The sequence below is a fragment of the Frateuria soli genome (assembly GCF_021117385.1).
GTDB lineage: Bacteria > Pseudomonadota > Gammaproteobacteria > Xanthomonadales > Rhodanobacteraceae > Frateuria_A > Frateuria_A soli.
On the sequence record NZ_CP088252.1, the window covers coordinates 3254142 to 3276594 of the forward strand.

The following is a 22453-nucleotide window of genomic DNA, read 5'->3' on the forward strand; positions in this document are numbered from 1 at the left end:
CGTGCCAGCCCGTCGAGACAGCGCCGGGCCGGGGCACGACGACCGGGCCATTGACGCGCCGTTGCCGCCGTCGGCTCCACGCTGCGCGGGAGCAACGGAGCCCGAAGGCGTGAACGAAACCACCCGTCTGTCCCGCTACGCCCGCATCGGAGCGTTCCTGCTGCGCTATCGCAAGGCGGGACTGTTCAGCGGGCTGGAACTGGACATCCAGGAAGCGGCGCTGGCGGACGAGGAGGAGGCGGTCAAGCCGGGCCAGCCCAAGCAGTTCGTCGACGACCTCGAAGCGCTGGGCCCCACCTTCATCAAGGTCGGGCAGGCCTTGTCCACGCGGCCGGACATGGTTCCCGGACCCTACATCGCCGAACTGGAACGGATGCAGGACGATGTCGTGCCGGTGCCGGTTGCCGAGATCCGCACAATCATCGAGGCAGAGCTGGGCGCGCGCATCGGCACCCTGTTCGCCCGCTTCGACGACCAGCCGCTGGCCGCCGGCTCGGTGGCGCAGGTGCATGCGGCCACGCTGCGCGACGGCCAGGAGGTGGTGCTCAAGGTGCAGCGGCCACACATTGCGCAGACCCTGCGCGAGGACCTGGCGATCCTGGACAAGCTGGCCGGCGCCGCCGATCGCATGACCGACGTCGGCCGCCGCTATGGCTTCGCCGGCCTGGTGAACGAACTGCGCCACAGCCTCGCCAACGAGATCAACTTCGAGCTGGAAGCGGAGAACCTGCGTCGCTTCGCCGAGAACCTGCGCAGCTACGACGCCCTTTACGTGCCGCTGCCGCTGGCCGACTTCACCACCACCCGCGTGCTGACCATGCAGCGCGTGCGCGGGATCAAGGTCACCCATATCCCCGCGTTGCGGCGTATCGAGCATCCCCTGCAGGAACAGGCGAGCGAGCTGCTTCGCGCCTACCTCGACCAGGTTTTCATCCATGGCCTGGTCCATGCCGATCCGCATCCGGGCAACGTTTTGCTGATGGAAGACCACCGCCTGGCCCTGTTCGACCTGGGCATGGTGGTGCGACTGGTACCGCGCACGCGCCAGCAACTGCTCAAGCTGATGCTCGGCGCGATCTCCGGCAATGGGGATCAGGTCGCCGACATCAGCGAGGCGATGGGCATGGCGCTGGAGGACTTCCGCCGCAACCTCTATCGCCGCCAGGTCGAGCAACTGGTCGCCAGCTACGTCGGCCTGCACAACTCCAGCCGGCAGTTTTCCGAAGGGCGGCTGGTGCTGGAGCTGGCCCGCGTGGGCGCTTCCTGCGGCCTGCGCCCGCCGGCCGAGCTCTCCATCCTGGGCAAGACGCTGCTCAACCTGGAAGCGGTGACCGGCGCACTCGATCCGAGCATCGACACCCGCCGCGTGGTCGAGCAGCATCTGCAGCAGGTGCTCAGGCGACAGGCGCTGGGTACGCTGTCGCCGGCCAACCTGGCCAGCGAATGGCTGGACGTGCAGGAACTGGCCCGGCACACGCCGCAGCACGTGGCAGCGATCCTGCGCACGCTTGCGCAGAACCGCCTGCGCGTGCGCGTGGACGGGCTGGAAGAGTCCCACATGATGGAGAGCCTGCAGAAGATCGCCAACCGCATCAGCACCGGGGTGATCGTGGCGGCACTGGTGATCGGCGGCGCGCTGACCTCGCGCATGGACAGCGGGCCGATGCTGTTCGGGCTGCCGATCCTGGCGGTACTGTTCATCGGGGTGGCGGCGGTGCTGGGACTCAGCCTGGTGATCAGTGCACTGCGCCGCGACGGCAAGGTGGAGCGGGCCGCCAACCGCCCACCTGACTAGCGGCGCACCTTGCGGGAGCGCGTTCCGTGCGCGGCAACGGCACCCGGCCACGAACGGGGCGCGCCGCGTCTGTGAGTGCCGTCAGAACAACGAACCCTGCGGCGATGCCGCGCGTGGCGGCACGAAGCGCGAAGTATCCAGTTCCAGCTTGCGCGCGCGCCCGAACCCGTGCCTGCGGCACGCCACCTCGAAACGCCGCTCGAGCAACTGCGCGAACACGCCCTGCCCGCGCATGCGCGTGCGGAAGTCGCTGTCGTAGTCGCGGCCGTCGTTCATCTGCTGGATCAGGCTCATCACGTGCGCGGCGCGCTGCGGTGCGTGCAGTGCCAGCCACTCGCGGAACAGTGCCTTCAACTCGTAGGGCAGGCGCACGACGGTGTAGCCGGCGCAGCAAGCACCGGCCGCGTGGGCCCGCTCCAGCACCGCTTCGATGTCGCGGTCATTGAGCGCGGGAATGATCGGCGCGACCAGCACCCCCACCGGCACGCCCGCCTGCGCCAGCGCTTCGATCACCTGGATGCGCCGGTGTGGCGCGCTGGCGCGCGGCTCGAGCCTGGCGGCCAGGCGGTTGTCCAGCGAGTTGACCGATATGAAAACCTGCACGAGACGCTCGCGCGCCATGCCGGCGAGCAGGTCGAGGTCGCGCTCGATCAGCGCGTTCTTGGTCACGATGGTGCAGGGGTGGTGGCACTCGGCCAGCAGCTCCAGCGCGGCGCGGGTCAGCCGCCAGCGTTTCTCGACCGGCTGGTAGGGATCGGTGTTGCTGCCGATGTTGATCGGCGTGGGCACGTAGTCGCGCCTGCCGAGTTCCGCACGCAGCACCTCGGCCAGGTTGCCCTTGGCGCGGAGCCGGGTTTCGAAGTCGAGCCCCGGCGAGAGGTTGAGATAGCTGTGCGATGGCCGCGCGTAGCAGTAGATGCATCCATGCTCGCAGCCCCGATAGGGATTGATCGACTGCACGAAGGCAACGTCGGGCGAGTCGTTGCGGCTGATCACGCTGCGCGCGCGTTCCTCGGTGACTTCGGTACGCGGGCGTGGCGCGTCGGCATCCAGCAGCAGGCTTTGCCAGCCATCGTCCTCGGCCTGGTGGCGCACGCTCTCGAAGCGCCCTTCCGGGTTGGAAGCGGCGCCCCGGCCCTTGATGGCAGGCGATGGTGGCTCGGACATCGCGTCAATCTAGCGCGCCGGCGTCTCAACCTCCGCGACCCACGCAGCTTTGCGCGGGCAACGCTACACTCGGACGTCCAAACCCCCACCGAGGAGACGCCCCATGTCCACGCTCCATCCGGTCCAGGCGGCCTTCGCCGGAAAGGCCCGCATCGGCAAGGCCGACTACGAGCGGCTCTACGCCGAGTCGGTGCGCGACCCGGAGGGCTTCTGGGCGAAGGTGGGCCAACGCCTGGATTGGGCCAGGGCGCCGACCCGGACCAAGGATGTCTCGTTCGATCCGGCCGAACTGCATATCCGCTGGTACGAGGATGGCGCGCTCAACGTCGCGGCCAACTGCCTCGACCGCCACCTGGCCGAGCGCGGCGACAAGACCGCGATCATCTTCGAGGGCGACGACCCGGGCGAGTCGCGTCGCATCAGCTATCGCGAGTTGCACGCGGAAGTGTGCAAGTTCGCCAACACGCTCAAGCATCTGGGCGTGGCCAAGGGCGATCGGGTGGCGATCTATCTGCCGATGGTCCCGGAAGCGGCGGTGGCGATGCTGGCCTGCGCACGCATCGGCGCCATTCACTCCGTCGTGTTCGGCGGCTTCTCACCCGATTCGCTCGCCGGGCGCATCGCCGACTCTCGCTGCAAGCTGGTGGTCACCGCCGATGAGGGCACGCGCGGCGGGCGAAGGATTCCGCTCAAGGCGAACGTGGACGAAGCGTTGGAACGCCCCGGCACCAGCAGCGTGGAGACGGTGGTGGTGGTTCGCCGCACCGGCGCGGCGGTAGCGATGCAGTCGCCGCGCGACCGTTACTGGCATCACCTGATGGACGGCCAGAGCGCCGACTGCCCGGCCGAGCCGATGGAAGCCGAGCACCCGCTGTTCATCCTCTACACCTCCGGTTCCACCGGCAAGCCCAAGGGCGTGCTGCATACTTCCGGCGGCTACCTCGTCTTCGTCAGCTACACCCACGAGTGCGTGTTCGACCTGCGCGAGGACGACGTGTACTGGTGTACCGCGGATGTCGGCTGGGTCACCGGCCACAGCTACGTGGTGTACGGACCGCTCGCCAACGGCGCGACCACGCTGATGTTCGACGGCGTGCCGAGCTACCCCGACCACAGCCGCTTCTGGCAGGTGATCGACAAGCACAGGGTCACGCTGTTCTATACCGCGCCCACGGCGATCCGCGCGCTGATGCGCGAGGGCGAGGCGCCGGTCAGGAGCACCTCGCGCGCGAGCCTGCGCCTGCTGGGCACGGTGGGTGAGCCGATCAATCCCGAGGCCTGGGAGTGGTATTGGCGCGTGGTCGGCGAGGAACGCTGTCCGGTGGTCGATACCTGGTGGCAGACCGAGACCGGCGGCATCCTGATCTCCCCGTTGCCGGGGGCGACCGATGCCAAGCCCGGTTCCGCCACGTTGCCGTTCTTCGGCATCCGCCCGGTGATCGTCGACGCGATCGGCCAGGTGCTGGAGGGCGCGGCCGAAGGCAATCTGCTCATCAGCGATTCCTGGCCGGGCCAGATGCGCACGGTGTACGGCGACCACCAGCGTTTCATCGACACCTACTTCAGCGCGTACCCGGGCAACTACTTCACCGGCGACGGTGCCCGCCGCGACGAGGACGGCTATTACTGGATCACCGGCCGCGTGGACGACGTGATCAACGTGTCCGGCCATCGCATCGGCACGGCCGAGGTCGAAAGCGCGCTGGTGGCGCATCCGAAGGTGGCCGAGGCGGCGGTGGTCGGCTGTCCGCACGAGATCAAGGGCCAGGGTATCTATGCCTACGTCACCCTGATCGCCGGCGTCGAAGGCAGCGACGAACTGCGCAAGGAACTGGTGGCCTGGGTGCGCAAGGAGATCGGCCCGATCGCGACCCCCGATTACCTGCAATGGGCGCCGTCGCTGCCCAAGACGCGCTCGGGCAAGATCATGCGGCGGATCCTGCGCAAGATCGGCGAGAACCAGCCCGAACAACTGGGCGACATCTCCACGCTGGCCGATCCGAGCGTGGTGAAGAAGCTCGTGGATGAGCGCCTGATCAAATGACGCGCGGTGGCGCGCCCGTGCGCATTTCACCGGTGGCCGCGCATGGGATGCGCTCCCGCCGCGAGCCGCCTCCGTGATCGGCTCGCCGGGGCGACCCCCGGCGACCGCCGTACCGGCAGGCCCCGGCGCCACGGCAGCGTGATCGCGCGCCGGCCGATTGCGCGGTCGGCGGCTTCGTCGCACGGCCGGCGGGTGCTACCGTCCGCGGATGCCGATTTCGTCCGCCGAGGTTCCTGCCGTTGCGTCCCAGCTGGATGACGAGACGCTGCACGTGTGGCGTCTGCCCTACGATCCCGGCCGCGGCCGCGCACCCTTGGTCGCGTTGCTCGCTGGCTACCTGGGCGTGACTGCCGGTGCGATCCGGCTGGTCGAGGGACCGCATGGACGCCCGCAACTGGTAGCTGCAGGCGCGGGCACACTGGACTTCAACTGGTCGCACAGCGGGGACTGCGCGCTGGTGGCGCTGGGCCGAGGAATCGTTCCCGGCATCGACGTGGAACGCCGCCGCCCGCGGCCGCGGGCACTGGCGCTTGCTCGGCGCTATTTCCACCCGGTCGAGGCCACGTGGCTGGCGGCGCAGCCGACCGACCAGCGCGACGAGGCGTTTCTGGCACTGTGGACGGCAAAGGAGGCGGTGCTCAAGGCAACCGGCCGGGGCCTGGCGTTCGGGCTGCAGCGCCTGGAGATCGACGTGTCCGGCGGGGTGCCGCGATTGCGGCAACTGGCCGATGACGACGCTGGCGCCTGGCAGCTGCACCCGGTCGAGGCGGGCCCCGGGCATCTGGCCGCGATCGCCTGGCGCGGCCCGCCACGACACATCCGCCAATGGGTACTTGCCGACGCCGGTTGATCGGCGCACTGTTGCCGGTCCTCAGTTCCTCTTGACGGCGCCCATGACCCTGCTCAGCGTCAACCTCAACAAGATCGCCGTGTTGCGCAATTCCCGCGGCGGCAGCGAACCGGACATCCTGCGTGCCGCCCAGACATGCATCGAAGCCGGTTGCGGCGGCATCACCGTGCATCCGCGACCCGACCTTCGCCACGTGCGTCCCGATGACGTTCGTGCGCTGGCCGGAATGTTGCGGGGAAAGGTCGAGTACAACATCGAGGGCAATCCGTTCGCGCCGGCGCGCGGCGCCTATCCAGGGCTGATCGCGCTGGCCCGCGAGGTGCGTCCCACCCAGGTAACACTGGTGCCCGACAGCGATGGCCAGATTACCTCCGACCATGGCTTCGATCTTCTCGCCGACTGCGAGCGACTGCGTCCGCTGGTGGCCGAATTGCGGGGAATCGGCTGTCGCGTGAGCCTGTTCGTGGATGCCGGCGCGGTCGGCTTCGACCGGGCCGTGGCGATCGGCGCCGAGCGCATCGAGATCTATACCGGCCCCTACGCGGAGGCGTTCGCGCAAGGCGACGCACGCGATGCGCTGGCCGCTTGCGCGGATACCGCGCGACGGGCACAGCAGGCCGGGCTGGCAGTGAACGCCGGACACGATCTCAGCCAGGCGAACCTGGGCGGGTTCAAGGCCGCCATCCCCGGCCTGGCGGAGGTATCGATCGGGCACGCACTGATTGGCGAGGCGCTCTACGACGGCCTGGCGCCCACGGTGCGCCGCTACATCCAGATCCTGCGCTGAGCGACGGAGCACCCTTGCGGTGGGCTCCGGCCACCCGGCAGATTCGCAGCAGGGGAGAAGGCGGGCCGCCGCTCCTTCCCGGCTTGCGGAGCGTTCACGGGAAGCGACGTACTCCCCGCAAAGCAAAACCCCCGCTTGCGCGGGGGTTTGCCGGTAGCGTCGATCCGCCTGAGATCATTGCGCTTCGGTAAAGCCGATCTTGGTCAATCCATAGCTCTTGGCGTCGGACAGCACGCGCGCCACCGCCTCGTAGGCCACGCCGTCATCCGCGTTGATCTGGATTTCCGGCTGGTTGGTCTGCTGGGCGATGACCGCCATCTGCGCCTTCATGCCCAGCTCGTCCACCGGCGTGTCGTTCCAGTACAGCGCACCGGCACGGTCGATCTTGAGCCGGACGGGCTCGAGCGGGTTTTCCGGCTGGACGATGTTCGGGTTCGGCTGCGGCAGGTCGATCTTCACCTTGTGGGTGAGCATCGGCGCCGTGATCATGAAGATGATCAAGAGCACCAGCATCACGTCGACCAGCGGCGTGACGTTGATGTCGGCCATCGGGCCGCTGGTGTTTCCGGAACTGAAAGCCATCGTCCTTACTCCTTGCCGGTCGTCATGAAGGCGACGTGGACCATGCCTGCCGCCTTGGCGTCGGTGAGGATCTTGCGGACGTACTTGTACTCAGTGTCCTTGTCCGCGCGAAGCTGGATTTCCGGCTGCGGCGTCTTGGACGCCGCCACCGCGAACTGTGCCTTCAGCTCCGCCTCGGTCACCTCGGCATCGTTGAGATACATCGAGCCGTCCGGCTTCAGGGCCACGTCCATGGGCTCGATGTAACCGGTATCGGGTGCCTTGGGATTGGCATTCGGCAACGGCACGATGACCCGGTGCGACATCAGCGGCGCCGTAATCATGAAGATGATCAGCAGCACCAGCATCACGTCGACCAGCGGCGTGACGTTGATCTCCGACATCGGGCCGCCGGAATTGCCTCCGGTACTCATTGCCATGGGTCAAGCCCTCACTTCTGGGTCGGCGCCACGCCTTCGACACGCGAACCGGTGGCGAAGAAGTCGTGCAGGTCGTGCGCGAACTCGTCGAACTGCGCGTAGGTCATGCGGTTCGAGCGGCTGAAGAAGTTGTAGGCAAGCACGGCCGGGATCGCGACGAACAGACCGAACGCGGTCATGATCAGGGCCTCGCCCACCGGGCCGGCCACTGCTTCCATCGAGGCGTTGCCGGACGCGGAGATCTTGATCAGCGCGTGGTAGATGCCCCACACGGTACCGAGCAGACCGATGAACGGCGCGGCCGAACCGGTGGTCGCCAGCAGCGTCATGCCGCCTTCCAGCCGCAGACTCTCGCGAGCGACGGCCTGGCGCAGGGCGCGATCGATGAACTCCGAACGGCTCAGCGTCTCGGCCAGGCGACCGTTCGCCGCGGCCGTGGCCTGCTGGTGGTGGGCAACCGCCGAGGCGGCGTCCAGCGCGATCTTGGAGAACGGTTCGCCCTTGGGCTGGGCTTCCAGCTCACGGATCGCTTCCTGGGTGGAGGCCGTGCTCCAGAAATTGGACATGACCTTCTCGGCACGCGAACGCACCATCGCGTTGCGGATCGCATTGGCGATGATGAAGTACCAGGAGGCGAAGGACATCACCACCAGCGTGATGAACACGATCCAGCCGAGTGCATCGAAGTTGTGGATCAGGTCCCCGAAACCCATGTGCTTCATGGCTTCGGCGTTGGAGGTGCTGCCCTGGGCTGGTGCAGATTGTAGGAACATCATGACGCTACCTTTAGAGATGTCAGGCGGAACTGGTGGACTGTAACCTTCGGTTACAGCTGGTTGAGATTCCAGGCGACGGGAACGCGAACGTAGCCTTCGGTCTTCTGACCATTCTTGATGGCCGGATTGAACCGCCATTTCCTGGCCGCTTCAATCGCCGCGCGATCCAGCTCGCGATAGCCACTGGATGTCTCGACCTTGATGTCCTTGGGGCTACCGTCGGTGCCCACCAGGATCAGCAGGGTCGTCGTGCCCTCGTGACGCTGGCGGATCGCCTGCGGCGGGTATCGGGGCTGGATGCGATTGTTGTAGCTGATGTCCTGGCTGGCCGTGATGTCCGACGGCGGCGCAGGCGGAGCCGGCGGCGCGGGCGGCGGCGCAGGGATCGGGTTGCTCGACGCCTCTTCCACGGCCGGCGGCGGCGCCGGCGGCGGCGGAGTCGGCGGCGGGGTCACCTGCTGGATGATCTTCGGCGGCGGCTGCTTCGGCGGTTCCGGCGGCGGCGGCGGCGGCGGCGGTGGCGGCGGCGGCGGCTCGATGAAGTTCACCTGGACGATGCGCTCTTTCTTCGCCTGCTCCTGCTTCGGCGGCGCCGGCGGCGCGATCAGCAGCAGAAATGCAAACGAGTGCAGCGCGATGGCAACAGCCAACGCCCAAGTGCGCCTCCAACTGAACGCGCGGCCGGTTTCTTCGTTACTCGAGGCCATCTGTCACTTTCTGGAGCTAGTCAATCGGGAAAGGCGGGGTCGCAGCATCGAACGGCAAATCTCGACCCGATCGGGTGACATCTGCCACTGGACATTGCGCGGGAAAAGGGTTCTCAACGGTACAACAGGCCATGGCGTTTGTATAGCACCTGTGAGGCCACCAAATGGACGTCCATCCGGCCCCGCGGGTGCGTGCGCCAACGCCTTGTTACTTGCCGGCTCCTGCCTGCTTGAGCCAGGCTTTTGCCTTGGCCGCGGTTTCGGGATCCTGTGCCGCCTGTTTCATCGCGGCAACGGCCCCCGGCTTGTTCTTGAGGCCGCGCTCGGCCTCGGCGAGCATCATGTAGGCCGTGCCCTTGTGCTTCACGCCCTTGTCGATGGCCTGCTTGATCAGCGTCCTGGCGTCGCTGTACTTCTGCTGGCCCAGCAGCAGCTGGCCGGCGCGCAACGCGGCCTCGCCGTCGCTGGCCATCGGGATGGCCTTCCTGTAGGCGGCGATGGCCTTGCTCTCGTCGCCGGCGATGTAGGCGGCGTCACCGAGGAGCTTCTGGTTGTCATAGCTGGAGGACACCACGCCCTTGGCCATGCCGTCCTCGAGCACTGCTTCGGACTTCTTGGCACTGGGCTTGGGATCGTCGCTGTTCTGGCCGGTAATCAGGTAGAGCTTGGCCAGGTTCACGTACTGCTTCTCGTCCTTCAGGCTGCCGCTGGCGCGCGCCTTTTCCATCAGGTCGATCGCCTCGGGGTACTTCTGCGCCTGCATCAACACGGCCACGGCATTGTTCATCGCGGTGGCGTCGTTGGGATTGGAGGCCAACTGCTGCTGCGCGAGCTGGGCGGCCTGATCGGCCTGGCCGGATTCGGAATAGGCGGCCATCAGGATCTGGTTCCACGAGCTTTCCGGCTTGTCGGTCATCGACATGGCCTTCTTCATCGCGGCGATCGCTTCGGGGTACTTCTCGAGGCGGTAGTAGGCGTTGCCCTCGAGCGCATAGGACTCGGCCGTCTCGCGCTTGCCCTCGGCACGCCACTTCTCGACGGTATCGATCGATTGCTGATACTGCTCGTCGGCCAGGTAGAACTGCGCCAGTTCGTACTCGAGCTGGAAGAAGGTGTCGTTGGGCATCACGCCGATGTCGAGCGACTGCTTCAGCGCAGCAATGGCGCCCTTCAGGTCGCCGTCGTTGTACTTGAGATTGGCGATGCCCTGCAGCGCGAGCGCCCGCGCGTACTTGCTGTCGGCATCCTGGGCGAGCGGCTGAAGCAACTGCATCGCCTTGTCCTTGTCCCCCGCGTTGACCGCATCGAGACCCTCGTTGAGCTTCTTCTGCTCCTTTTCGCTCTTGAGGTCGAGCTTGGGTTCCTTGCGGGTGGCATTCGGGTAGAGCGCCTGCTTGGTTTCCTTGGATCCCTGATCGCCGTGGCGGTCACGGGCGATCGCCGGGCTGCCGATGAGCGCGAGCGCAAGCGCGGTACCGCTCAACAGCTTGAGGAAGGGAACATGCTTCATGGCAGTCCTCATGTAAGGTTTTTCGCACAAGCAGTGCGGGGGATCGTTGAGCGTACCGCGAGCAGGCAGGCGATAACAAGTCGCACTGCCGCATGGAAGCCCTAGCCAAATCAACAACTTGCAACCAAGTTGCCATGCCGGATGGAAATTTTCCGGCAATTTCATGTCATGACGGGGATCGCGGACAGCCAGCGCGCGGCCGTTCGTCCGGGACGTTATGCATTAGCACGTTGTTACGGACGGCAAAAAAAGGCGCTGCCGCCGCTTGGCGTGCGGCAGCGCCGGGGAGTCAGATATCCAGGTTGGCGACCTTCAGGGCGTTCGCCTCGATGAAGTCGCGGCGCGGCTCGACCGCCTCGCCCATCAGCATCGAGAACATCTGGTCGGCGGCGATCGCATCCTCGACGCCGACCTGCAGCATGCGGCGGGTTTCCGGGTTGACCGTGGTCTCCCACAGCTGTTCCGGGTTCATTTCACCCAAGCCCTTGAAGCGCTGGATGCTGCGCCCCTTCTTGGCCTCGTCCAGCAGCCATGCGCGAGCTTCGGCGAACGAGGTGATGCCGCGCGAGGCGTTACCCCGGCGCGCCACCGCCTCGGGCTGGATCAGCCCGGCCAGCTGCTGGCTGACGGTCAGGATTGGGCGGAATTCGGCGCTGCCGAAGAATGGCTGCGGCAACAGCCAGGTATGTGACAGGCCGTGCTGCTCGCGCACCACCTCGATCGCCGCCGGCTGCTGTTCGTTCGCCGGGCGCACGGCCAGCCGATAGCGCGGCTTGCCGAGGCCACTGGCAGCCAATCGTCCGGCCAGTGCACCCAGCCAACCCTGCATCGCCGTTTCGTCGGTCCAAAGCGACGGGCCGATGGGCGGGTGCTCGAGCATCGCCGCGAGCACGTTCGCGTCGAAGCGATGGCCCAGCCGTTCGATCTGGTCCAGCGCCGTCTGGTAGTCGCGCAGCAGTTTCTCGAGCCGCTCGCCGGTGATCGCCGGCGCGTGTGGGTCGGCCACCAGCTCGGCGCCGTCCACCGCGCTGGAAATCAGGTAAGCATTGAGCGCCGCGTCGTCCTTCAGGTAGAGCTCCTGCTTGCCCTGCTTGAGTTTGTACAGCGGCGGCAGGCCGATGTAGACGTGCCCTCGCTCGATCAGCTCGGGCATCTGGCGATAGAAGAAGGTCAGCAGCAGCGTGCGGATGTGCGAGCCGTCCACGTCCGCATCGGTCATGATGATGATGTGGTGGTAGCGCAACTTGTCCGGGTTGTACTCCTCCTTGCCGATGCCGGTGCCCAGGGCGGTGATCAGGGTGCCGACCTCGGCCGAGGAAAGCATCTTGTCGAAGCGCGCCTTCTCGACGTTGAGGATCTTGCCCTTCAGCGGCAGCACTGCCTGGGTCTTGCGGTTGCGGCCCTGCTTGGCCGAGCCGCCGGCCGAATCACCCTCGACCAGGAACAGCTCGCACAACGCGGGATCCTTTTCCTGGCAGTCGGCCAGCTTGCCGGGCAGGCCGGCGATATCCAGCGCCCCCTTGCGGCGGGTCATCTCGCGCGCCTTGCGCGCCGCCTCGCGGGCGCGGGCGGCATCGACCACCTTGGAGGCGATCGACTTGGCCTCGTTCGGGTGCTCCAGCAGGAACTCGCCCAGCTTCTCGTTGACCGCCTGCTCGACCGCGGTCTTGACCTCGGAGGAAACCAGCTTGTCCTTGGTCTGCGAGGAGAACTTCGGATCGGGCACCTTCACCGACAGCACCGCGATCAGGCCTTCGCGCATGTCGTCGCCTGACAGCGCGACCTTGGCGTTCCTGGCCAGGCCTTCCTTCTCGATGTAGTTCTGCAGCGAGCGGGTCAGCGCGGCGCGAAAACCGGTCAGGTGGGTGCCGCCGTCACGCTGCGGAATGTTGTTGGTGAAGCAGAACATCGTCTCCTGGTAGGAGTCGGTCCACTGCATCGCCAGTTCCACCGTGATGCCGTCCTGCTCGGCGGACAGGCTGATCACGTTCGGGTGCAGCGCGGTCTTCAGTTGCGCCAGGTGCTGCACGAAGGAGCGGATGCCGCCCTCGTAGGCGTAGGTGTCGTGGCGACCCTCCCCGCGCTCGTCCTTCAGCTCGATGGTCACGCCCGAGTTGAGGAACGCCAGCTCGCGCAGGCGCTTGGCCAGCACGTCGTAATGGAACTCGATGTTGGAGAAGGTTCCCGTGCTGGGCAGGAAGCGCACGGTCGTGCCGCGACGCGTCGACTCGCCCACTTCCTTCAGCGGATACAGCGGCTCGCCCAGCGAATATTCCTGCTGGTATTCCCTGCCGTCGCGGTGGATGGTCAGCCACAGGTGCGAGGACAGCGCGTTGACCACCGAGACGCCCACGCCGTGGAGGCCGCCGGAGACCTTGTAGGAGTTCGCGTCGAACTTGCCGCCGGCGTGCAGCACGGTCATCACCACCTCTGCGGTGGAACGACCTTCTTCCGGATGGATGTCGACGGGAATGCCGCGGCCGTTGTCGGTGACGCTGACGGAACCGTCGTCGAGGATGGTGACGGTGACCTGGTCGCAGTAACCGGCAAGGGCCTCGTCGATCGCGTTATCGACGACCTCGAACACCATGTGGTGCAGGCCGGTGCCGTCATCCGTGTCACCGATGTACATGCCCGGGCGCTTGCGCACCGCTTCCAGGCCTTTGAGTACTTTGATGTTGCTCGAATCGTAGGATGCGTTCATGCCCTGCCCGTTGCTGCGCCGGCCCGCCTTCCGGCGTGTGCCGGGGTGGGAAAAGCCATCCAATCAGTATAGCAGAGGGCGGATTTGCCCCTGTTCCACGTGGAACAGGCGATGCGGACGCGCCTGCAGAGACAGGGGGCATTCGGTCCCGGTGACCAGGACCTGCGCACCCACGGTAGCAAGCCGTGCAACAACTGCCGCCTGGTGGGCGAGATCCAGCTCCGAGGCGAGGTCGTCCAGGCAGACGACTGGCCATTCCCCGCGGCACCCGGCATGCAGCTCGGCCTGGGCCAGCAGGCAGGAGAGTGCAGCCAGCTTTTCCTGGCCCCGCGAGAGGTGCTCCCGCAGGGGCGCCTGCTCGAACGCCAGCGTCCAGTCCGCCCGGTGCGGACCTGCCGTCGTGTGACCCCGCGCCAGGTCCCTGCCCCGCTGCTCGGCCAGCACGTCCGCCAGGTCCGACCCGTCGCTCCAGCCCCTTCGATAACGCAGGGCGATGGGGCCTAGCTCAGGCAGCAATGATCCGGCGCTGGCCGCCAGCACCGGGAGCAAGCCGTCGAGATAGCCCTTGCGATAGGTATCGATAGCCGCGGCCGTCTCGCCAAGCTCCCGTTCCCACGGGGTATACAGTTCCTCCGGGAAAGCTGCCCCCGTTCTCAGCAAGGCGTTGCGCTGCTTTAACGCGCGCTGATAGCGGCGCCAGGTGCCAAGGAAGCCGTGTTCCACGTGGAACACGCCCCAGTCCAGGAAGCGCCGGCGCTCCTCGGCGGCGCCCGCGATCAATGCATGCGATCCCGGCTCGAAGCACACGACGGCGCAGGCCTGCACAAGCACCCCCAGCGGCACGTTCGTGCCATCCAGTCGCGCCTCCCAGCGCGAACCTTCGCGGCCCAGCCCGAGGCGCCGACGGTTGCCATCCATGTCGATGGCTTCTGCGAAGACGGTCAGCGAGGGGCTTCCCCGCTGCAACAATGCCTCGCGCGCGCCGCTCCGGAACGAGCGTCCGTGCGACAACAGATAGACCGCCTCCAGCACGCTGGTCTTGCCGGCCCCGTTGGGCCCGACGAAGACATGGATGCCCTCGCCCAGTTCCACCGAGACGTCCGTCAGGCAGCGCAGACCCTGGATGCGGAGACGTTCGAACCTCATCCAGCGTCCCCAACGAACAACGCCGGAGCGTCTCGCGACAGCTCCGGCGTTTGCAGGGCGACCCTACGTCGTCCAGCTCTCACGTGATCACAGCCGCAGCGGCATGATCACGTGGCGCGACTGGTCGTTGTCATCTTCCTGCACAAGGCAGCTGGACTGCGCGTCGCGCAGGTTCAGCCGGGCACGCTCGCCCTTCAGCGCAGCCAGCGCATCGAGCAGGTAGCCGACATTGAAGCCCACGGCCAGATCCGATACGACCGTGTCGGCCTCGACCTCCTCGACCGCCTCTTCCTGTTCGGGATTGTGCGCCACGATGCGCAGCTTGCCCGGAGAGAGCTCCAGCTTCACGCCGCGGTACTTCTCGTTCGAGAGGATCGCGGCGCGCTGCAGGGCACCGCGCAGCACCTCGCGATCGAGCGTCGCACGCTTGTCGGCACCCAGCGGAATCACCGCCTCGTAGTCCGGGAAGCGGCCATCGATCAGTTTGGAGGTGAACACCACGTCACCGCGGCGCACCCGCAGGTGATTGCGGCCGAACTCCAATTCCACCTGGCCGTCGCCGGTCTCGAACAAACCGATCAGCTCGTTCACGCCCTTGCGCGGAATGATGATCTGCCGCCGCGCGGCCACCTTGCTTTCAAGCTGGGTTTCCTTGAGCGCCAGGCGATGCCCGTCGGTGGCCACGCAGCGCAGGGTGTGTTCCTGCAGATCCAGCAGCATGCCATTCAGGTAGTAGCGCACGTCCTGATTGGCCATTGCGAACGCGGTGCGTTCCATCAGGTCGCGCAGCACTTCCTCGGGCAGGCTCACGCGTTCGACCAGCTCGATCTCGTCGATGGTCGGGAACTCGCTTGCCGGCAGCGTGGCAAGCGTGAAGCGGCTCCGGCCCGCGCTCAGCGCCACGCGATCGCCGTTGAGCTTGAGGTCGATCCGCACCCCGTCCGGCAATGCGCGCACGATGTCGAACAGCTTGCGCGCCGGGATCGTGATCTCGCCGTCGCCCAACTGATCGGCCGCCGTGGTGGCGACCATCTCCACTTCCAGATCCGTGCCGGTCAACGAAACCCGACCGTCGCCAACCTTCACCAGCAGGTTGGCCAGAACCGGCAGCGTCTGCCGTCGTTCGACCACGCCCACCACCTGCTGCAGTGGCTTGAGCAAGGCTTCTCGTTGGATGCTGAATTGCATGTGTGGGCTTCCCCTAACTGCTGTTCTGTTTTTTTAAAAGAAGTACGGTAGTTGTAGTTGGCGCGGTGGATATTTCGTTTTTCGCCAACTTCCTTTTGCAAATCAGTTGGTTACGTCGGCAAAGGCCTGTGTTCAACGGTATCGGCCGGCTGTGGGTCGATTGTGGATAAAGTGAGGCCGCGAGTCATCCACCTATTATCCACAGCTTGGACCCCTGCTTTTCAAGCGGTTAGCCGGTCAACACGCGAATCAACTGCTCCCAGTCCTGCCGCATGCGTGCGTCGGTCTCGCACAGCTTGCGGATGGTGCGGCAAGCGTGCAGCACCGTCGTATGGTCGCGCCCGCCGAAAGCGTCGCCGATTTCGGGAAGGCTGTGCTCGGTCAGCTCCTTCGAGAGCGCCATCGCGATCTGCCGCGGCCGTGCCAGCGAACGCACCCGCCGCTTGGACAGCAAGTCCTGCAGGCGCACGTTGAAATACTCGGCGGTGATCTTCTGGATGTTGGGCACCGTCACCGCCTGGGCGTGGGTGGCCAGCAGGTCGCGCAGCGTCTCTTCGGCGAAATCGGTCGTGATCGGCTTGCCGTAGAAGTTGGCGCGCGCCGCCAGCGTGTTGAGCGCGCCCTCCAGGTCGCGCACGTTGGAACGGATGCGCTTGGCCAGCAGCATCGCCACGTTCTCGCTCACCGCCACGCCCTTGTCCTGCGCCTTGGACAGCAGGATCGCCGCGCGCGTCTCGAAGTCCGGCGGCTCGATCGCCACCGACAGCCCCCAGCCCAGGCGCGACTTCAGCCGCGGCTCGAGCTTGTCCACTTCCTTCGGGTAGCGATCGCAGGTCAGGATGATCTGCTGCTTGGACTCGAACAGCGCATTGAAGGTGTGGAAGAACTCCTCCTGCGTGGTGTCCTTGCCGGCGAAGAACTGGATGTCGTCGATCAACAGCGCATCGACCGAGCGGAAGCGCTGCTTGAACTGGTCCATGTTCTTGGTGCGCAATGCCTCGATCATGGCGCCGACAAATTGCTCCGAGCGCAGGTACATCACTTTGCAGCTGGCGTTGCGCTCGCGCATCAGGTTGCCGGCCGCGTGCATCAGGTGGGTCTTGCCCAGGCCGGTGCCGCCGTAAAGCAGCAACGGGTTGTAGGCGCGTCCGGGGTTCATCGCCACCTGCATGGCGGCGGCCTTGCCGAGCTGGTTGGACTTGCCCTCGACGAAGGTCTCGAAGGTGTAGTGCGGATCCAGGTTGTGCGCGAAGACCGGCGCGGGCGCAGCCGGCTCCGCGGAGGCCTTTGGGGCGGCGGCCGGGCGGGCGGGCCGTGGCGCGCTCGAGCCGACCTCCAATCGTACCGGGCAATCGCGGCCGGCCAGTTGCCCGAGCACCACCTCGATCCGCGGCAGGTACCGCTCGCGCACCGTGTCCAGCGTGTACGGGTTGGGCGCGAACAGATGCACGCTGGCGTCGTCCTCGCGCGCCTGCAGCGGCATGAGCCAGGTGTGCAGCTCCTCGGCGCTCAGCTCGCTTTCCAGACGCTCAAGGCAGCGCCGCCACAAATCACTCATGGGATAGTTCTTGACCAACGATGGGGCGCCGAAGCGCAGGGTGGACCGGCAAGTCTAGCAGCCAACCCCCAGCATATCCCCAGCGATGTCCACAGGCCGCCTCGGGGGGTGGTTTGACAGCCTCTCCACGCTGGCCCCATAATTTCCAACCTTTTTGTCGACTTATCTTCTGGAGCTAAAGCCATGAAGCGGACCTTCCAGCCGAGCAAGCTCAAGCGCGCCCGCACCCACGGCTTCCGTGCCCGCATGGCGACCGCCGACGGTCGCAAGATCCTCAACGCCCGTCGTGCCAAGGGTCGCAAGCGCCTGATCCCGTAAGCGGCGCAGCAGTCATGCCTGCCGCCGGCCTGCCGCGCGACGCGCGGGTCCGCCGCGCCGGCGACTTCGCCGCCCTGCGTCAAGCCAGCGGCCGCCTTGGCGGCCGCTGTTTTTCTGTGCGCTGGCGTCCCAATGGACTGGACCACGCCCGCCTGGGCCTGGCCGTGTCCAAGCGCGTGTCCAAACGCGCGGTCGATCGCAACCGGATCAAGCGCCTGGTGCGCGAATCGTTCCGCCGTGCCCGCCTGACGTTGCCGCCGATCGATCTGGTCGTGATGGCGCGCGAAGCGGCCGTCGCCGCGCCAGGGACCGACCTGCTGGCCGAGCTCGACGCGCTCTGGCGCCGGCTGCCGCCGTTGAAGCCCACCGAAGGCGCCGGCACAATCGCGTGTTGACCCGCCTTTTCTCCTGTCCTTCCGCGGCTCCAGCTCGCGGTGCCACCGGAATTGCCCCGCGATGAACCAGACGCGTACGTTTCTCCTGTTTGCCCTGCTGGCCGTGGCCTACCTGCTGTGGATGGCCTGGGAGAAGGACTACGCGCCGGCGCCGGTGCCGAGCGCCCCGGTTGCCGCGGCCAGCGCGAGCGCGCCGGCGGACAACACCGTGCCTGGTGCCACCGGCGCCGCCACTCCGGTGATCGCCAGCGGCAGCCCGGGCAGCGCGACCGCCGGCCAGCTGATCACCATCAGCAACGATGTGCTGCGCCTGACCGTCGACACCCGCGGCGGCAGCGTGGTGCGCGCCGACCTGCTTGGCTATCCGGCCGAACCGGTCACCCGCAAGCACCCCAACCCGCCGCCGGTGAGCCTGCTGGCCGATACGCCGGATCAGTATTTCGTCGCCCAGAACGGCCTGGTCAGCGCCAACAGCCCCGCGCCGGACCATCGTGCGCTGTTCCAGTCCGCGCAGACGCGCTACGAGCTGGCCAACGGCATGCCCGAGCTCAAGGTCGACCTGACCTGGCAGCAGGACGGGATCACGGTCACCAAGACCTATACGCTCAAGCGCGGCCGGTACGTGGTCGAACTGGACCAGCGCATCGACAACGGCACCGGCACGCCGTGGCAGGGCAGTGCCTACGAGCAGTTGCAGCGCGCGCCTCGCCAGGAGAACCACAGCTGGCTGCAGAACATGACAGATCCGGCCGCGGCCAGCTTCTATGGCGCCGGCTGGTACAGCCCGGAAGATCACTTCCAGTCGCTCAAGTTCGACAAGTTCCAGGAAGATCCGCTGCAGCAATCCTTTGCCGGCGGCTGGGCGGCAATGCTGCAGCACTATTTCTTCGCCGCGTGGATCCCGCCGGCGCAGCAGAAGGCCAGCTACAGCACCGACGTGGTCAACGCCGGCAGCGACCGTCCGACTTACCTGATCCGCGCCGTCAGCCCCACGCTGACCGTGGCGCCGGGCCAGAGCCAGACCACCGGCGCGCGCCTGTACATCGGGCCGAAGCTCGTCGGCACGCTCGACTCGGTGGCGCCGGGCCTGGCGCTGGCGACCAACTACGGCGTGTTCACCGTGATCGCCCAGCCGATGCACGCGCTGCTGTCCTGGCTGGAGAAGGTCAGTGGCAACTGGGGCGTGGCGATCATCCTGCTGGTGCTGATCATCAAGGGCCTGACCTGGAAGCTCACCGCCGCGCAATACCGCTCCAGCGCCAAGATGCGCAAGCTGCAGCCGCGGGTGACAGCACTCAAGGAGCGCTACGGCGACGACAAGCAGAAGATGCAGATGGCGATGATGGAGCTGTACAAGAAGGAGAAGGTCAACCCGATGACCGGCTGCCTTCCGGTGCTCATCACCATTCCGATCTTCTACGGCCTGTACGAGGTGCTGCGCGAGAGCGTGGAGCTGCGCCAGGCGCCGTTCGTCGGCTGGATCCACGACCTTTCCACGCCCGATCCCTACTTCGTGCTGCCGGCGGTGTACACGCTGGTGATGCTCGGCCAGCAGTACCTGATGCCGGCCACCGGCATGGATCCGACCCAGGCGAAGATGATGAAGTTCATGCCGCTGATCTTCGCGGTGCTGTTCGCCTTCTTCCCCGCCGGCCTGTGCCTCTACTACGTGGTCAACGGCATGGTCAGCCTGGGCCAGCAGTGGTACATCACGCACAAAGTGGAGAGCGGCGAGGCAAAGGCCTGAGGCCTGAGTTCGCCGCCCCTTGTAGGAGCCCACTCGTGGGCGATGCTCCTCTCGGGGCGCACCGACACCCATAGCATCGCTCACAAGTGGGTTCCTACAGGTTCGCCATGCGAGCGCCGGGAGGCTTCGTGCTGGAGCAAACCGACACCATTGCCGCGATCGCGAGCGCACCGGGTGCCGCCGGCATCGGTGTGGTACGCGTGTCCGGGCCGGGCGTACCGGCTATCGCACGGGCGCTGCTCGGCCGCGTGCCGGAGCCGCGCCACGCGCACCTGGCCGCCTTCCACGACGAGAGCGGCGCACTGATCGACCGTGGCCTGCTGCTGCACTTCCCCGCACCCCATTCCTATACCGGCGAGCACGTACTCGAACTGCAGGGCCACGGCAGCGCCGTGTTGCTGGACCTGCTGCTCAGGCGCGTATGCGGGCTCGGCGCGCGGCTGGCGCGGCCGGGCGAGTTCACCGAGCGCGCCTTCCTCAACGGCAAGCTGGACCTGGTCCAGGCCGAGGCCGTGGCCGACCTGATCGCCGCGCGCTCCGAAGCCGGCGCACGCGCCGCGCTGCGTTCGCTCGACGGCGTGTTCTCGCAACGCGTACACGCGTTGCTCGATGCGCTGATCGCGTTGCGCGTGCAGGTCGAGGCCGCGATCGATTTTCCGGAGGAGGAGATCGACTTCCTGGCCGATCCGGCCATCGCGCGCCAGCTCGAAGGCCTGCGCACGCAGCTGGCCGGACTGCTGGTGGAAACGCGCCGCGGCGTGCGCCTCACCGACGGCCTCAAGGTCGCGATCGTGGGTCGGCCCAACGCCGGCAAGTCCAGCCTGCTCAACGCGCTGGCGCAGAGCGAACGTGCCATCGTGACGCCGATCGCCGGCACCACCCGCGACGTGCTGCGCGAGACGGTGAGCCTGGATGGCGCGGTGCTGGAACTGGCCGACACCGCCGGCCTGCGCCACACCGAAGACGAGATCGAGCGCGAAGGCGTGCGTCGCGCCCGCGCGGAACTGGCCCGCGCCGACCTGGTGCTGGTGGTCACCGACGTGGCGCATGCCGAGCCCGATCCTGCCCTATTCGACGAGCTGTCGGCGGACGTCGCGCGGCTGGTCGTCGTCAACAAGATCGACCTCCACGCTCAGCCGCCGCATGCGGAAACGCGTGCCGGCGTGCTCCACCTCTGGCTCTCGGCACGCACCGGCGAAGGCCTCGAGCTGCTGCGCGCGGAGCTCAAGAGGCGCTCGGGCCTCGGCAGCGGCGAAGGCGCCTTCAGTGCCCGCCGGCGACACGTCGCCGCGCTCGAACGCGTGCACGCCCATCTCGACCGCGCCGCCGCCGTCCTGGCCGCCACCCGCGCAGGGGAACTGGTCGCGGAAGACCTGCACCACGCCCAGCACGCGCTGGGCGAGATCACCGGCAGCTACACCAGCGACGACCTGCTCGGCGCGATCTTCGGCAGCTTCTGCATCGGCAAGTAGCGCACGCCGCCGGAAGGGAGGCGGGCAGATCGCGCGCATCGACAGAATCGAAGAGCTGCACGTGGGCCCCGAACGCAGCAAGTACCGCGGCATGGAAGGGCGGGTCGGACGAGGCGTACGAGCGCGACGCATCGTCGATTGCCGGCGCGCAGACCGCGGGTGCCGGCAGGAAACCACCTCAGCCCGATCGCGCGCCCCGCGCATGTGTGCGGTCGCGCACGGGGTACGGCGACCGCATGGAACGCATCCTGCTAGCGGGCGAGGAAGGCTTCCAGCTCCTGCCTGTGCGGCATGCCCGGCTGGGCGCCCAGTCGCGTGACGGCCAGTGCCGCCGCGGCGCAGGCCTTGCGCACGGCCTGCGGCAGACCTTCGTGCAGGAACACCGCCAATGCAGCGTTGAACGTGTCCCCCGCACCGGTGCTGTCGACCACTTCGACATCGAAGCTGGCCTGGTGCGCCGGTTCGCCCGCCTGGTCGCGATACCAGGCACCCTCGCTGCCGCGGGTCAGCACCACCGGCGCGGGTGCGCGGCGCATCAGCGCGCGAAAGTCCTCCGCCGGGTCGGCACCGAGCAACACCGCCAGCTCATGCTGGTTGGGCGTGACGTAGCGGGCGAGGGCGAGCCACTCGGCCGGCAGCGGGCGGGCCGGCGCCGGGTTGAGAATCACCGGCACGCCCAGTCGGTGCCCCAGGCGCAGGGTGGCTTCGATGGCGTCCAGCGGGATCTCCATCTGCACCAGCACGACGTCCGCGCGCGCGACGACCTCGTGCGCGGCCTCGACGTACGCCGGTGTGACGCGCGCATTGGCGGCCGGCACCACCACGATCTGGTTCTCGCCGCCGGCGACGGTGATCGAGGCCGTGCCGCTGGCCTGGTCGGCCAGCCGGTGCACGTGCGCGAGATCCACGCCCTCCTCGCGCAGGCCGGCATGCAGCTGGTCGCCGAAGGCGTCGCGGCCGAGCGCACCGATCAGGGCCACCTCGGCCCCGAGCCGCGCCGCCGCCACCGCCTGGTTGGCGCCCTTGCCGCCGGGTACGGTGAGGAAACCGTCGCCGAGCAGCGTTTCCCCCGGTTGCGGGAAACGCGGTGCCTGGGTGACGAGGTCCATGTTGATGCTGCCGACGACGACGATGCGGCGGGTCATGCGGTTTTCCTGCAGAACGAGGCCTGGAAGCATAACGGCCGATGCGCCGGCGCCGGCATCACGTCCGGCGCGTGTCCTCTGCCGCACCGGCCTGCCGGGCGTGCGGGTGACGCCGGGCCGAGCCGTCCATGCCGGCGGTCCAC

General features: G+C 67.2%; 19 protein-coding genes. 8 read left to right on the forward strand and 11 right to left on the reverse strand.

Going from position 1 to position 22453, the window contains the following annotated elements; translation table 11 throughout:
- Nucleotides 1-109 precede the first annotated feature (109 nt).
- Nucleotides 110-1795: an ABC1 kinase family protein gene (locus LQ771_RS14920; protein ID WP_231350164.1), complete on the forward strand. Its 1686-nt coding sequence runs from the start codon at nt 110-112 to the stop codon at nt 1793-1795.
- A gap of 81 nt (nt 1796-1876) precedes the next feature.
- Here the strand turns inward: LQ771_RS14920 and LQ771_RS14925 are convergent, their stop codons facing one another.
- Nucleotides 1877-2962 (reverse strand): PA0069 family radical SAM protein, encoded by a 1086-nt coding sequence (locus tag LQ771_RS14925; RefSeq protein WP_231350165.1) that lies wholly within the window; start codon nt 2960-2962, stop codon nt 1877-1879.
- A 103-nt stretch (nt 2963-3065) separates the two neighbouring features.
- Between LQ771_RS14925 and acs the strand changes: the two genes are divergently transcribed.
- From acs to LQ771_RS14940, 3 genes are all read left to right on the forward strand, one after another.
- Nucleotides 3066-5006: an acetate--CoA ligase gene (gene acs, locus LQ771_RS14930; RefSeq protein WP_231350166.1), complete on the forward strand. Its 1941-nt coding sequence runs from the start codon at nt 3066-3068 to the stop codon at nt 5004-5006.
- A 208-nt stretch (nt 5007-5214) separates the two neighbouring features.
- Complete coding sequence (locus LQ771_RS14935) at nt 5215-5856, forward strand: 4'-phosphopantetheinyl transferase family protein (RefSeq protein ID WP_231350167.1); 642 nt, start codon at nt 5215-5217, stop codon at nt 5854-5856.
- Nucleotides 5857-5899: 43 nt separating this feature from the next.
- Nucleotides 5900-6643 carry a pyridoxine 5'-phosphate synthase gene (locus LQ771_RS14940; RefSeq protein WP_231350168.1) on the forward strand — a complete coding sequence of 248 codons (744 nt, stop codon included), beginning with the start codon at nt 5900-5902 and terminating at the stop codon, nt 6641-6643.
- A gap of 174 nt (nt 6644-6817) precedes the next feature.
- Here LQ771_RS14940 and LQ771_RS14945 read toward each other — a convergent pair whose 3' ends face one another.
- The 9 genes from LQ771_RS14945 to dnaA form a co-directional block, all read right to left on the reverse strand.
- On the reverse strand, nt 6818-7225 hold the full coding sequence (locus LQ771_RS14945) for an ExbD/TolR family protein (protein WP_231350169.1): 408 nt from the start codon (nt 7223-7225) through the stop codon (nt 6818-6820).
- 5 nt (nt 7226-7230) lie between these two features.
- The gene (locus LQ771_RS14950) at nt 7231-7644 is read right to left on the reverse strand and encodes an ExbD/TolR family protein (protein ID WP_231350170.1); all 414 of its coding nucleotides are present in this window, start codon (nt 7642-7644) and stop codon (nt 7231-7233) included.
- 11 nt (nt 7645-7655) lie between these two features.
- Nucleotides 7656-8417, reverse strand: a complete 762-nt coding sequence (locus LQ771_RS14955) for a MotA/TolQ/ExbB proton channel family protein (RefSeq protein WP_231351935.1) — start codon at nt 8415-8417, stop codon at nt 7656-7658.
- 53 nt (nt 8418-8470) lie between these two features.
- On the reverse strand, nt 8471-9127 hold the full coding sequence (locus LQ771_RS14960; RefSeq protein WP_231350171.1) for an energy transducer TonB: 657 nt from the start codon (nt 9125-9127) through the stop codon (nt 8471-8473).
- Nucleotides 9128-9335: 208 nt separating this feature from the next.
- Nucleotides 9336-10637, reverse strand: a complete 1302-nt coding sequence (locus LQ771_RS14965) for a tetratricopeptide repeat protein (RefSeq protein ID WP_231350172.1) — start codon at nt 10635-10637, stop codon at nt 9336-9338.
- Between the two features lie 289 nt (nt 10638-10926).
- The gene (gene gyrB, locus LQ771_RS14970; protein ID WP_231350173.1) at nt 10927-13341 is read right to left on the reverse strand and encodes a DNA topoisomerase (ATP-hydrolyzing) subunit B; all 2415 of its coding nucleotides are present in this window, start codon (nt 13339-13341) and stop codon (nt 10927-10929) included.
- 63 nt (nt 13342-13404) lie between these two features.
- The gene (gene recF / locus LQ771_RS14975; protein WP_231350174.1) at nt 13405-14487 is read right to left on the reverse strand and encodes a DNA replication/repair protein RecF; all 1083 of its coding nucleotides are present in this window, start codon (nt 14485-14487) and stop codon (nt 13405-13407) included.
- An 87-nt stretch (nt 14488-14574) separates the two neighbouring features.
- On the reverse strand, nt 14575-15675 hold the full coding sequence (dnaN, locus tag LQ771_RS14980) for a DNA polymerase III subunit beta (protein ID WP_231350175.1): 1101 nt from the start codon (nt 15673-15675) through the stop codon (nt 14575-14577).
- A 229-nt stretch (nt 15676-15904) separates the two neighbouring features.
- Nucleotides 15905-17233: a chromosomal replication initiator protein DnaA gene (gene dnaA, locus LQ771_RS14985; RefSeq protein WP_231350176.1), complete on the reverse strand. Its 1329-nt coding sequence runs from the start codon at nt 17231-17233 to the stop codon at nt 15905-15907.
- Nucleotides 17234-17416: 183 nt separating this feature from the next.
- Here dnaA and rpmH point away from each other — a divergent pair, with 183 nt between their 5' ends.
- The 4 genes from rpmH to mnmE all read left to right on the forward strand — a co-directional run bounded on the left by rpmH (nt 17417) and on the right by mnmE (nt 21165).
- Nucleotides 17417-17551 carry a 50S ribosomal protein L34 gene (rpmH, locus tag LQ771_RS14990; protein ID WP_008211413.1) on the forward strand — a complete coding sequence of 45 codons (135 nt, stop codon included), beginning with the start codon at nt 17417-17419 and terminating at the stop codon, nt 17549-17551.
- A 14-nt stretch (nt 17552-17565) separates the two neighbouring features.
- A complete protein-coding gene (rnpA, locus tag LQ771_RS14995) occupies nt 17566-17946 on the forward strand; it encodes a ribonuclease P protein component (protein ID WP_231350177.1) in 381 nt (126 codons plus the stop codon).
- A gap of 61 nt (nt 17947-18007) precedes the next feature.
- Entirely contained in the window at nt 18008-19693 is a 1686-nt protein-coding gene (yidC, locus tag LQ771_RS15000) for a membrane protein insertase YidC (protein WP_231350178.1), read from the forward strand.
- A 107-nt stretch (nt 19694-19800) separates the two neighbouring features.
- Entirely contained in the window at nt 19801-21165 is a 1365-nt protein-coding gene (gene mnmE / locus LQ771_RS15005; protein WP_231350179.1) for a tRNA uridine-5-carboxymethylaminomethyl(34) synthesis GTPase MnmE, read from the forward strand.
- A 251-nt stretch (nt 21166-21416) separates the two neighbouring features.
- On the opposite strand, the gene rbsK is transcribed toward mnmE, so the two are convergent.
- On the reverse strand, nt 21417-22310 hold the full coding sequence (gene rbsK, locus LQ771_RS15010) for a ribokinase (RefSeq protein ID WP_231350180.1): 894 nt from the start codon (nt 22308-22310) through the stop codon (nt 21417-21419).
- Nucleotides 22311-22453: the final 143 nt, after the last annotated feature.

Excerpts from the sequence above, each read along its gene's own strand:
- LQ771_RS14940 (WP_231350168.1), top strand. The coding sequence starts at position 5,900 with ATGACCCTGCTCAGCGTCAACCTCAACAAGATCGCCGTGTTGCGCAAT.
- acs (WP_231350166.1), top strand. The coding sequence starts at position 3,066 with ATGTCCACGCTCCATCCGGTCCAGGCGGCCTTCGCCGGAAAGGCCCGC.
- LQ771_RS14950 (WP_231350170.1), bottom strand. The coding sequence starts at position 7,644 with ATGGCAATGAGTACCGGAGGCAATTCCGGCGGCCCGATGTCGGAGATC.
- dnaN (WP_231350175.1), bottom strand. The coding sequence starts at position 15,675 with ATGCAATTCAGCATCCAACGAGAAGCCTTGCTCAAGCCACTGCAGCAG.
- rbsK (WP_231350180.1), bottom strand. The coding sequence starts at position 22,310 with ATGACCCGCCGCATCGTCGTCGTCGGCAGCATCAACATGGACCTCGTC.
- recF (WP_231350174.1), bottom strand. The coding sequence starts at position 14,487 with ATGAGGTTCGAACGTCTCCGCATCCAGGGTCTGCGCTGCCTGACGGAC.
- yidC (WP_231350178.1), top strand. The coding sequence starts at position 18,008 with ATGAACCAGACGCGTACGTTTCTCCTGTTTGCCCTGCTGGCCGTGGCC.
- rpmH (WP_008211413.1), top strand. The coding sequence starts at position 17,417 with ATGAAGCGGACCTTCCAGCCGAGCAAGCTCAAGCGCGCCCGCACCCAC.
- LQ771_RS14960 (WP_231350171.1), bottom strand. The coding sequence starts at position 9,127 with ATGGCCTCGAGTAACGAAGAAACCGGCCGCGCGTTCAGTTGGAGGCGC.
- dnaA (WP_231350176.1), bottom strand. The coding sequence starts at position 17,233 with ATGAGTGATTTGTGGCGGCGCTGCCTTGAGCGTCTGGAAAGCGAGCTG.
- LQ771_RS14925 (WP_231350165.1), bottom strand. The coding sequence starts at position 2,962 with ATGTCCGAGCCACCATCGCCTGCCATCAAGGGCCGGGGCGCCGCTTCC.
- LQ771_RS14935 (WP_231350167.1), top strand. The coding sequence starts at position 5,215 with ATGCCGATTTCGTCCGCCGAGGTTCCTGCCGTTGCGTCCCAGCTGGAT.
- gyrB (WP_231350173.1), bottom strand. The coding sequence starts at position 13,341 with ATGAACGCATCCTACGATTCGAGCAACATCAAAGTACTCAAAGGCCTG.
- mnmE (WP_231350179.1), top strand. The coding sequence starts at position 19,801 with ATGCGAGCGCCGGGAGGCTTCGTGCTGGAGCAAACCGACACCATTGCC.
- LQ771_RS14965 (WP_231350172.1), bottom strand. The coding sequence starts at position 10,637 with ATGAAGCATGTTCCCTTCCTCAAGCTGTTGAGCGGTACCGCGCTTGCG.
- LQ771_RS14955 (WP_231351935.1), bottom strand. The coding sequence starts at position 8,417 with ATGTTCCTACAATCTGCACCAGCCCAGGGCAGCACCTCCAACGCCGAA.
- LQ771_RS14945 (WP_231350169.1), bottom strand. The coding sequence starts at position 7,225 with ATGGCTTTCAGTTCCGGAAACACCAGCGGCCCGATGGCCGACATCAAC.
- rnpA (WP_231350177.1), top strand. The coding sequence starts at position 17,566 with ATGCCTGCCGCCGGCCTGCCGCGCGACGCGCGGGTCCGCCGCGCCGGC.